Source organism: Pseudomonas sp. NPDC089996, assembly GCF_044748405.1.
Lineage (GTDB): Bacteria > Pseudomonadota > Gammaproteobacteria > Pseudomonadales > Pseudomonadaceae > Aquipseudomonas.
The window spans coordinates 386,858-397,417 of record NZ_JBIVGA010000005.1; the positions used below are offsets into that span (position 1 = coordinate 386,858).

The following is a 10,560-nucleotide window of genomic DNA, read 5'->3' on the forward strand; positions in this document are numbered from 1 at the left end:
CCGTCAACGCCCTGATAGTGGGGTGGATACGCGATCCGGGGCTGTGCCCGGGTCGCACTTGCCTTGAGCCCCACGACCGGGTTGCGTAGCATCGCCGGCCCTGGGGCCGCTGGGCGGCCCATTCGCGGGGCAAGCCCTCGCCTGCCGATCCGCTACCGCACAGAGCCACCATGCCGCAACCGATCCCCCTCAAGGACCACGAAACAGAAAAACACCTGGTCAACCGCCGGCTGCTGGCCTGCGCCGCCCTCGTGTTCAGCCTGTGCGCGGTCCTCGTGGGCCGGCTCTACGTGCTGCAGGTGCTGCAGCACGACCAGCAGAGCGCGGTTTCGGAAAACAACCGCGTGCACATCCTGCCCATCGCCCCCGAGCGCGGGCTGATCTACGACCGCAACGGCGTGGTGCTGGCCGACAACAAGCCCAGCTTCGACCTGACCATGACCCGCGAACGCGCCGGTGACTCGGCCAAGGTGCTCGACAGCCTGAGCGAAATCCTCAGCCTGGGCGAAGACGACCGCAAGCAGTTCGACAAGGACCTGCGTCGCGGCCGCAAGCCGTTCGAACCGGTGACCCTGATGGTCGGCCTGAGCGAAGAACAGATCGCCCTGATCGCGGTCAACCAGTTCCGCCTGCCCGGCCTGGACGTCGAGCCGCAGTTCATCCGCGAATACCCGCTGGCCGAGCATTTCGCCCATTCGGTGGGCTATGTCGGGCGCATCAACGAAAAAGAAGCCAAGACCCTCGACAGCACCGAGTATCGTGGCACCCAGTCGATCGGCAAGACCGGCATCGAACACTTCTATGAAGCCCAGCTGCACGGCCACGTGGGCTATGAAGAAGTGGAAACCAACGCCCAGGGCCGGGTGATGCGCGTGCTCAACCACCAGGACCCGATCCCCGGCAAGGACATCATCCTCAGCATCGACTCGCACTTGCAGGTGGCCGCCGAAAAGGCCCTGGGCGACCGCCGTGGCTCGGTAGTAGTGCTCGACCCGGCCAACGGCGACGTGCTGGCGATGGTCAGCAACCCGAGCTTCGACCCCAACCTGTTCGTCAAGGGCATCAGCTTCAAGCAGTACGCCGCCCTGCGCGACTCGATCGACCGGCCGCTGTTCAACCGCGTGCTGCGCGGCCTGTATGCGCCCGGCTCGACGGTCAAGCCCGAAGTGGCCATCGCCGGCCTCGACAGCGGCGTGATCACTCCCGGCAGCCGGGTGTTCGACCCGGGCTACTACGAGCTGCCCAACTATGACCACAAGTACCGCAACTGGAACCACAGCGGCGATGGCTGGGTGGACATGTACACCGCCATCATGCGTTCCAACGATACCTACTTCTACGACCTGGCGCACAAGCTCGGCATCGACCGCCTGCACGACTACATGGCCGAGTTCGGCCTGGGCCAGAAGGTCTCGCTGGACATGTTCGAGGAAGCGCCCGGGCTGATGCCTTCCCAGGCCTGGAAGCGCGCCACCCGCCGCCAGGCCTGGTTCCCGGGCGAGACATTGATCCTCGGCATCGGCCAAGGCTACATGCAGGTCACCCCGCTGCAGCTGGCCCAGGCCACCAGCCTGCTGGCCAGCAAGGGCGTGTGGCACCGCCCGCACCTGGCCATGACCGTAGGCGGCGAGGCCCCGGTCGACCCCAACCCGATGCCCGACATCGTGCTGCACGACAAGCACGCCTGGGACCAGGTCAACGTCGGCATGCAGATGGTCATGCACGACCCGCGCGGCATTGCCCGCGCCGCTGCGGCGGGCGCCCAGTACCGTATCGCCGGCAAGAGCGGCACGGCGCAGGTGGTGGCGATCAAGCAAGGGGAGCGCTATAACCGCAACAAGACCCTCGAACGGCACCGCGACAATGCCCTGTTCGTCGGTTTTGCCCCGGCCGACCACCCGAGCGTGGTAGTGGCAGTGATGATCGAGAACGGCGAGGCCGGCGGCCGCGTTGCCGGGCCGGTAGTGCGCGAAGTCATGGATGCCTACCTGCTCGATGAGCAGGGCCATCTGAAGCCTGAGTATGCCGGCACGCCGGCAAAGGCCGTGCCGCACAGCTGAGGCGCAGGCGGAAACACTGCTGTCTCAAATTGCTACATTTCGAAGCGCCAACACCGCACTTGAAAGCCGCACGGTGCGCGCCAACCATCCAGCTAACACTAGTTAGTTGATTGATATCAGTCACTTACACCTATAGCAGGATGACCGTGACGGTCTGCAGGCCTGATTTTTGCTTGAATATTCAAGTGATTTTTAATGCAAAGCCCAAAGACCAAGAGTTCGCCCGAGCGATCCGCGTCAAGCCATACAGTGCGAGGCACCCATGACCCCTGCAAGCCGTGTTTCCGACGACCACTTCCAGGCCTGGCTGAGCCAGGTCAATGAGGCCTGCGGCCATTTCAACGGGCGCAAACTCGACCCCGGCTTCGTCGGCCAACTGGAAAAGTGCCAGGTAGGGCAGATCTCCATGAGCATCGTCGACATGACCCAGGTCAACCTGTTCCGTGGCCCGCGGGAAATCCGTGCCAGCAGTGCCGACAACTACTACGCCGTGCTGCAGATGGCCGGCACCTCGCGGATCGAGCACCAGGACGCGAGTATCGAACTGCAGGCCGGCGACCTCACCCTGATCGATGCCAGCACGCCGCTGGACATGCACTTTCACCAGCGCTCGCGCCAGCTGTCGCTGATTCTGCCGCGCAGTCAGGTGCAAAGCGGCACCCGTGGCATCGGCGTGGCCTGCGCCAGGCGCATCGAGGCCAAGACTCCCCTGGCCAGCATGGCCCGGCTGATGATGCTCGAAGCCGGCCGTACCCAGCACATGGCCAACCATGAAAGCCAGGCGATGCTCGATGCCCTGATCGCCCTGCTGCGCCCGGCCATTGCCCAGGACGCCATTCCGGGCAGCCACGAACGCATGTTCCGCAAGGCCCTGGCGCTGATCGACCAGCACATCACCTGTGAAGGCCTGAGCCCCGAGTTCATCGCCCGCGAAGTGGGCATCTCGATGCGGAGCCTGTACCGCATCTTCGCCAAGCACGAGCTGGTCATCGCCCAGTACATCCGCAATCGCCGCCTGGAGTTCTGCGCCGAGAGCCTGCGCAACCCGGCCATGGACCAGAAAGTCTCGTCGCTGGGCTATGCCTGGGGTTTTTCCGACTCGAGCTATTTCAGCACCGCGTTCAAGGCCCGCTTCGGCATGACCCCCGGCGAGTACCGCAAACGCCACGCCAACTGACAAACCGCTCTACCCACGAAGGCCCCGCAACGGGGCCTTCGGCGTTTCAGCCCGGCCATCACCTTGGCACGCTGCCAAAGGCAACTGGCAGCCAGCACAAAAGCCGGCAACGGGGCTTCCTGCATGATCGTTGGCAATGTCTTCGGAACTTCTGCCAAACCCATAACAAAGGAAGCCAGACCATGCATCACCGCCCGTTCCGTCTCACCCTGGCCGCAGTGCTCGCCGGGGTCTCGCTGGAGGCGTCTGCAATTGAGCTCTACGGCGATGACGAGCGCCACCTCAATGCCAACGTGGAGGCCGTGTTCGGTGCGTTCCACAGTGAAGAAAGCTACGCCATTGCCCGCGACCAGCCCGGCTCCGCCTCGTGGCGCGAGGGCTATATCAAGTACGGCCTGAGCGGCGACCAGCGCTTGGGGGGCAGCGGCTCGCTGTACGGCGCCTTCGCCCTGCTCAGTTCCGGTACCTGGGGCGATGGCGATGCCGCCGGCTTCAGTGACGGCAGCGAACGCACCAGCAAGATCGAGGATGCCTACCTGGGCTGGAAGTCCGGCAACCTGGTGCCGGCGCTAGGCGAGGATGGCATCGACCTGTCGTTCGGCAAGCAGATGGTCGCGGTCGGTGACGGCTTCCTGATCCAGGGCGACTCGCTCAACGTTGGCCATGGCCTGGCCGATGGCCAGTTCAACCGCGGCGGCGCTTACTACCTGGCTGCGCGCAAGAGCTTCGACAAGACTGCGGTGCTGCGCCTGGGCGGCAAACAGGGCTGGCGCAGCGACCTGATGTGGCTGCAGTCGGACAACCGCGCCCAGGCCAAGACCGAAATGCACGTCGCCACCCTGGAGCACGTGGCCGATGCCGGTACGGTCGGCCTGACCTACATCGGCACCACCCACGTCGACGAGGAATTCGCCTCGCCCCAGCAGCTGGAACGCGACGGCATGAAGACCTACAGCCTGCGCGGCCAGGGCAATGCCGGGGTGGAAAACCTGTTCCTTTCGGGCGAGTACGCCAAGCAGGACAAACCCCACACCGCCACCGAAGACGCCTGGTACCTGGAAGCGGGCTGGACCTTCGCCGATGTGCCATGGCAACCGAACATCAGCTACCGTTACAGCCGTTTCTCCGAAGGCTACGACACCCTGTTCTACGGCCTTGGTCGCGGCCTGGGCACCTGGTTCCAGGGCGAAGTGGCCGGCAACTATGCCGGGCCGTTCAACAGCAATGCGCGTATTCAGAAGGTGGGGCTGACAGTGAGCCCGACGCCGTCGCTGAACATCGGACTGATGGGCTTCAACTTCGACACCATTGACCGCAGCCTGGGCAATGTCGACGGGCATGAAGTGGATCTGTATGCGGAGTGGACGATCAACGATCACTTGATGATCGTGCCGCTGGTGGGCCTCTACCAACCGGATCGCAGTGCCGAGCAAGGCGGGACACAGCTGGGCAATGACGACCGCAACCTGTATAGCCAGATCGTGTTCGTCAGTACCTTCTGAGATAGCCGCTTCATGCTGTCGTTGTAGGAGCGGCCTTGTGTCGCGAAAGGGCCGCACAGCGGCCCCAGGTTTTCAGCTTCGCAGCTGAAATTGCCGGGGCCGCGATGCGGCCCTTTCGCGACACAAGGCCGCTCCTACCCGGATCTCTGCTCAGTGGAGAAATGGCTTAGCGCTCTGGCACCGGCAACGGCGCCTCGCTGTTCCAGCCAGTCACCGGCCGGCTGAACAGGTTCTCGGTCTGGAAGTGCGCCATCCGCCACTGCCCTTCCTCCTGGGCGAAACGCACCGTCAATCGCGCCGCGTTCAAGTGCGAAGCGCCATCGGCAAAGGTGCTGGTCTGTAACATCACCCAACGCCCCAGCCCCTGCCCGCCCGCCACCTCGATGACCTCGCTGGTCAGGAAGTGCACATTCAAGGCGAAGTGCGCCGGGGTCTTCATGTAGGTGGCGAACATCGCACCGATCGCCTCACGCCCCCGGTAGCCACCAAAGCTCGCGGCATACTTGGCGCCCTTGCCTTCCCACACGGCCTCGCGGGTGAACAGCCCGGCCAGCTCATCCAGCGGGGTGCTGGCATCGAGCTGGTCGCACAGTTCCATGTAGCGGTTGATGCACACGCGAATGGCCTGCTGGTCTTCGAAGCGCTGCAGGCGCGCCTGCAGCTCATGGATATCGCTCATCACTACCTCAGTACAGGTTCAGCAGCAAACGCTCGGCCACGGCCAGCAACTTCTCGTCGGCGCCCTTGGCCGCCACCAGTTGCAAGCCGACCGGCAGGCCGGCTTCGCTGCCCAGCGGAATGCTCAAGGCCGGGTGCCCGGACAGATTGAATGGCCGCACCAGCGAGGTCATGCCGAGCACGGCACGGGTGTCGGCAGCGTCTTCCAGGCGCAGTGGGAAGTCCGGCATGGTCGGCAACGCCAGCACATCGTAGCTGGCAAGAGCCTGGTCGACTTCTGCGCTGAAGCGTCGGCGCACTTCTTCAGCTTCGGCCAGTGCGGTGTCGCTGGTCTGCCCCGCCGCCGCCAGGCGCCCGGCGATGTCGGTACCGACCTTGCCGGTTTCCAGCAGGTGGCCACAGCCGGAGAAGGTCTCGCGGTTGATCACCACCATGCCGGCCTCGTAGGCCGCACCGAAATGCTTGAGTTCGACATTGCCCAAAGGCAAGCCGCTGGCCGTCAGGGCGCCCTGCACCACCTTGTGGATCGCCGCCTCGGCGGTCACCCGCAGCACGCCGATACGGGCCCGGGCCGGGACCTGCGCCGGGGTGAAGGTCGGGTCGATCATGGTCATCGCCCGCACCAGCATCGGCAGGCTGGCGGCAAACGGGCCGACACAGTCGAGGCTGGTCTGCGCCGGCATCACGCCTTTGCGGCTGACCCGGCCAAAGGTCGGTTTGAGGCCGAACACGCCGCAGCAGCAGGCCGGCACGCGCACCGAGCCACCAGTGTCGGTGCCCAGGCTGAAGTCGGCCAGGCCCGCTGCCACCGCCGCCGCCGAGCCGCTGGAAGAGCCACCGGGAATGCGCCCGGGGAAGCGTGGGTTGGCCGCCGTGCCGGTGTAGTGATTGATGCCGGTGGTGCCGAACGCCAGTTCATGCAGGCTGACCTTGCCGGTCAGACGCGCACCGCTGGCCAGCAACTGGCTGACCACGTCAGCATGCCGTTCGGCCAGCGGGGCGTGCTCCAGCGCCTGGCTGCTGGCGCGGGTCGCGGTGCCGGCGACGTCAATGGTGTCCTTGACCACGACCCGGGGGCCGCTGCCGCCCAGGTCCAGGGTTTCAACTATGATTGTCATTTTCGTGGAGCCCTTTTCAAGAATAGGTGCCGGACCATGGCCCAGCGGTGAACATGCGTGGCCATTACTTGAAATGTCAACTGAACATTCCCGTAATTCCTGGCACGGTTCCGGTAGTCAAATGCGCGGAAAGGTCTATGATGTCGCGACTATTTCCGCACAAGTAGTGAATCGATGAGCACTTCGAAGAGCAAAGGACACAGCCATCACGACCCGGCCAGCGATGAATTTCGCAAGGAAGATTTCCCCTTCTATTGGCTGGCCCGTGTGCATGGCCGCTACACCCAGAACATGGAACGTCTGCTGAAGAAGGTCGACCTCGACGTGCCGCGCTGGCGCGTGCTGTGGATCCTCAACGAGAACGGCGAGTCGAGCATTTCCGAGATCTCCACCCACGCCATCGCCAAGCTGTCGACCATTACCAAGATCGTCTACCGCATGAAGGAAGATGGCCTGGTCGACACCGCGCCCAGCCCCGAAGACGGGCGCGTGACCCAGGTGCGCATCACCGAGGTCGGCTTGCAGAACATCGAGCGCATGCAGGCGGTGACCCGCGAACTGTTCCAGCGAAGCTTCAAAGGGTTGACTGAAGCTCAGGTGCAGCGGTTGAACAAGATGCTGGAAGTGGTGTTTCACAACCTTGAGACCTTGTAATACCTCGAGATTGCCGGGGCCGCTTTGCGGCCCTTTCGCGACACAAGGCCGCTCCTACAAGGACCGCGTTCAGCAGGCTTTCGACGACTCGCAGACGCGGTGGTAGGCCCGGTTGAAATACACCAGGCCGTCATCGGCACCGCCGTGGCGGATGTCCTGGATCTCGCAGTAGAAGATGCTGTGGGAGCCCACCTCATGCACCTGGGCGATCCGGCAGTCAAAGTTCACCAGCGCTTCCTGCATCACTGGCGCGCCACTCTCCAGCACCGTCCACTCGGCGACGGCAAAACGCTCGTCCATGTTCAGGTTGCGGTTGGCGAAGGCCCCCGACAACTCCTGATGCGTGCCCGCCAGCACGTTCACGCACAGTGCGCCATTGGCCTTGAACTGCTCGTTGGAGTACGAGGAGCGGTTCATGCACACCAGCAAGGTAGGCGGCGAGTCGGTCACGCTGCATACCGCCGAGGCGGTGAAACCGAAGCGGCCGGCAGGGCCATCGGTGGTGATGACCGATACGGCGCCGCCGAGCAGGGCCATTGCGTTGCGAAATTGCGATACGTCTACCATGGTCATGCTCCTCAGATATCCAGCACCAGCTTGTTGGACTTGGCCCGCGAGCAGCACACCAGGATCTGGTCGTTCGCGGCCTTTTCTTCATCGGTCAGATACACATCGCGGTGGTCCGGCTCGCCTTCGAGCACTTCGCACATGCAGGTGCCGCACACGCCTTGCTCGCACGAGATGTCGATCTTGATGCCCACCTGCGCCAGGGCGTCGAGAATGCTCTGGCCCTCGGCGACCTGTACCGTCTTGTTGCTGCGTGCGGCAACCACCTCGAAGCCTGCGCCGCTGGCGTCGACTTCGACCTGGAAGTACTCCTTGTGGATGTGCTCCTCGCTGTAGCCTTGCTGCCGTGCGCCTTCGATCACCCAGTCCATGAAGCCCGAGGGGCCACAGGTGTACATATGGGTGCCGGCCGTTCCCGCGCCGAGCACGTCTGCCAGGTTCAGGCGCTGGGCGGCCTCTTCATCGTCGAAGTGGGTGAACACCCGTGCGGCGAACGGCGCGTTGGCCAGCGCTTCGACGAAGGCGCTGCGGCTGCGCGAACGCCCGCAGTAATGCAGTTCGAATTCGGCGCCCTGCTGATGCAGGGTGTGGGCCATGGCAATCATCGGCGTGATGCCGATACCGCCACCCAGCAGGATCGAGCGTCGGGCATCGGCCGCCAGCGGGAACAGGTTGCGTGGTGCGCTGATCTGCACCTGCTGCCCTTCCAGCAGGGTGTCGTGCACGCTCACCGAGCCACCGCGGGAGGCCGGGTCTTTCAGCACGCCCAGGCGATACACCGAGGCATCGGCCGGGTCGCTGCACAGCGAATACTGGCGCACCAGGCCCGGGGCAACATGGATATCCACATGCGCGCCCGCCTCGAAGGCCGGCAGCGCCGCGCCATCGGCCAGGCCCAGGTCGAGCACGACCACGTCGGCCCCTTGGATCTCGCGCTTGCGCACGACTACGTTCAACAATTGTTCATTCATGGCCGGTGTCCCGCCTAACAGAGGGGCGCGTGGGCGCCCCGGAAAAAATCAACGCATGAACAGGCCGCCGTTCACGTCCCAGGTCGCCCCGGTGGTGAAGTAGGCCTCGGGCCGCGCCAGTTGCACGATCAGGTCGCCCAGAAAATCCGCATCGCCCAGGCGCTGCACCGGGATGTTGGCCAGCAGGCCCTGCATCCGCTCGGCAGGCACTGCGGCATGCACTGCAGGCGAATCGATCGGGCCCGGGGCGATGGCATTGACGGTGACGCCACGGGTGGCGAATTCCTTGGCGAAGATCTTGGTCAGGGTGACGATCGCGCCCTTGCTCGCCGCGTAGTGCGCGCCGGTGGCGGTGCCGCCGTTCTGCCCGGCCAGCGAGGCCATGTTGATGATCCGCCCATAGCCGGCTTCGGCCAGGTGCGCGCCAAGTACCTGGCAGCCGAGGAATATGCTGCGCAGATTGAGCCCGACCACCGCGTCGAACTCTTCGGGGCTGATCTGCATCAGCGGCGTGGTCTTGGTCACGGCGGCGTTGTTGACCACCACGTGCAGGGCGCCAAAGTGCTCCAGCACTTGAGCCAGGGCCTGCTCGAAGTCGGCCTTGCTGCCGACGTCGAGCTTGACCGCCAGGGTGCGCCCGCCCAGCGCCTTGGCGGTGGCCTGGGCCAGCGCCAGGTCGCGGTCCGAGACGACCACGTCGAAGCCTGCGGCGAGCAGCCGGGCACAGAAGCGCTGGCCGAGTCCCTGGCCGGCGCCGGTTACCAATGCGACTTGGTTCATGGCATGCACCTCAGAGGATGTAGCCGATGCCGGCGAGGGCATCATCGCTGTTGATCAGGCTGATCACCTTGCGGTGGATCTTGAAACCGCCCTCGGCGCGGACCAGGGTGTAGGTCAGGTCGGCGCTGTAGTGCTTGAGGCTTTCCTTGCGGAACTCGCGGATGTTCTGCGCAGCGCGCACGGTGACGTTGACGCCGTCATCGGCCAGCACACGAAAACGCGAGATCGTGCGCACGGTGCGCGGTTGCGGGCTGGTGGAAATCGACTCGCCACCGATCAACCGCTGTACGCGCAGGCCGCGCATGTGGTGGTCGTCGTAGGCGTAGTTCAGGGTGTTTTCGTAGTCGGTTTCTTTCGGATCGATCGGGATGATGTACGTCCCTTTCTCGGTCCACTGGTTCAGCCAGGTGTCGTACTCGCCATGGTCGAGCATGTCGCCTTCCTGCCAGATGAAGGCCGTCACTTCGTTGAGCAGATTCAGGTTCATCATTTCGCCTCCACCGCCATCATCTTCTTCCACTGCTGGTACGCCGCCCGCATGCCGGTTTCGGCGCTGACGTCGGAGACCAGGCCATCTTCGCTGGGCTTCTCGCCCGGCAGGCCGCGGTTGAGCATGATCCACAGGTTCTCACCGGCATTGGCGCCTTTCTGTACCCGTTCCCAGGCCTCGGAATCGTCCGGCGTGCCGAAGCCCATCGGGCCCTGGAAGTGTTCGTGCAGGCGCAGTCGGTAGCGGTTGGCCGCCGCCGGGCCGCCGTCCATGGTGATCACCGAGTGGTGGATCTCGGTCTCGGTCACCGAGATCGGCTGCAGCACGCGGAAGAACGCCATCGAGCAGGCGACGTTGGGGAACAGGTTGAGGTTGAAGCCCGAGCCGCCGACGGCGCGGACGATACGGCGCACCTGCTGCTCCTCGATGCCTTCGTCGCGCAGCTCGGCGGCGAGGCTTTCGAAACGTTCGGGGATCGGCTGGTCAAGGTTGGCTTCCAGGTCCACCAGCTCGGGGATCATCACCATCACGCTGTGGCCGTTGCCCAGGTCCTCGACGTAGCC

General features: G+C 64.5%; 11 protein-coding genes. 4 read left to right on the top strand and 7 right to left on the bottom strand.

From position 1 onward, the window contains the following. Positions 1-170: 170 nt before the first annotated feature. From mrdA to ACIPW4_RS11825, 3 genes are all read left to right on the top strand, one after another. A complete protein-coding gene (gene mrdA, locus ACIPW4_RS11815) occupies positions 171-2,060 on the top strand; it encodes a penicillin-binding protein 2 (RefSeq protein ID WP_400657938.1) in 1,890 nt (629 codons plus the stop codon). 262 nt (positions 2,061-2,322) lie between these two features. Next, entirely contained in the window at positions 2,323-3,237 is a 915-nt protein-coding gene (feaR, locus tag ACIPW4_RS11820; RefSeq protein ID WP_400657939.1) for a transcriptional regulator FeaR, read from the top strand. Between the two features lie 182 nt (positions 3,238-3,419). Further along, positions 3,420-4,739 (top strand): hypothetical protein, encoded by a 1,320-nt coding sequence (locus ACIPW4_RS11825; protein ID WP_400657942.1) that lies wholly within the window; start codon positions 3,420-3,422, stop codon positions 4,737-4,739. Between the two features lie 166 nt (positions 4,740-4,905). On the opposite strand, the gene ACIPW4_RS11830 is transcribed toward ACIPW4_RS11825, so the two are convergent. Beyond that, on the bottom strand, positions 4,906-5,418 hold the full coding sequence (locus ACIPW4_RS11830; protein WP_400657943.1) for a nuclear transport factor 2 family protein: 513 nt from the start codon (positions 5,416-5,418) through the stop codon (positions 4,906-4,908). Between the two features lie 7 nt (positions 5,419-5,425). After that, positions 5,426-6,535, bottom strand: a complete 1,110-nt coding sequence (locus ACIPW4_RS11835) for an amidase (protein WP_400657946.1) — start codon at positions 6,533-6,535, stop codon at positions 5,426-5,428. Positions 6,536-6,709: 174 nt separating this feature from the next. Here ACIPW4_RS11835 and ACIPW4_RS11840 point away from each other — a divergent pair, with 174 nt between their 5' ends. Next, a complete protein-coding gene (locus tag ACIPW4_RS11840; RefSeq protein WP_400657949.1) occupies positions 6,710-7,189 on the top strand; it encodes a MarR family winged helix-turn-helix transcriptional regulator in 480 nt (159 codons plus the stop codon). Positions 7,190-7,258: 69 nt separating this feature from the next. Here the strand turns inward: ACIPW4_RS11840 and ACIPW4_RS11845 are convergent, their stop codons facing one another. The 5 genes from ACIPW4_RS11845 to ACIPW4_RS11865 form a co-directional block, all read right to left on the bottom strand. Further along, a complete protein-coding gene (locus tag ACIPW4_RS11845) occupies positions 7,259-7,756 on the bottom strand; it encodes a flavin reductase (protein ID WP_400657952.1) in 498 nt (165 codons plus the stop codon). A gap of 11 nt (positions 7,757-7,767) precedes the next feature. Continuing rightward, positions 7,768-8,727 carry a PDR/VanB family oxidoreductase gene (locus tag ACIPW4_RS11850; RefSeq protein WP_400657954.1) on the bottom strand — a complete coding sequence of 320 codons (960 nt, stop codon included), beginning with the start codon at positions 8,725-8,727 and terminating at the stop codon, positions 7,768-7,770. A gap of 48 nt (positions 8,728-8,775) precedes the next feature. Next, a complete protein-coding gene (locus tag ACIPW4_RS11855) occupies positions 8,776-9,507 on the bottom strand; it encodes an SDR family NAD(P)-dependent oxidoreductase (RefSeq protein ID WP_400657956.1) in 732 nt (243 codons plus the stop codon). 10 nt (positions 9,508-9,517) lie between these two features. Continuing rightward, entirely contained in the window at positions 9,518-9,994 is a 477-nt protein-coding gene (locus tag ACIPW4_RS11860) for an aromatic-ring-hydroxylating dioxygenase subunit beta (protein WP_400657971.1), read from the bottom strand. Beyond that, the coding region (locus ACIPW4_RS11865) for an SRPBCC family protein (protein WP_400657958.1) at positions 9,994-10,560 on the bottom strand (567 nt) is incomplete at its 5' end. The genes ACIPW4_RS11860 and ACIPW4_RS11865, both read right to left, overlap by 1 nt.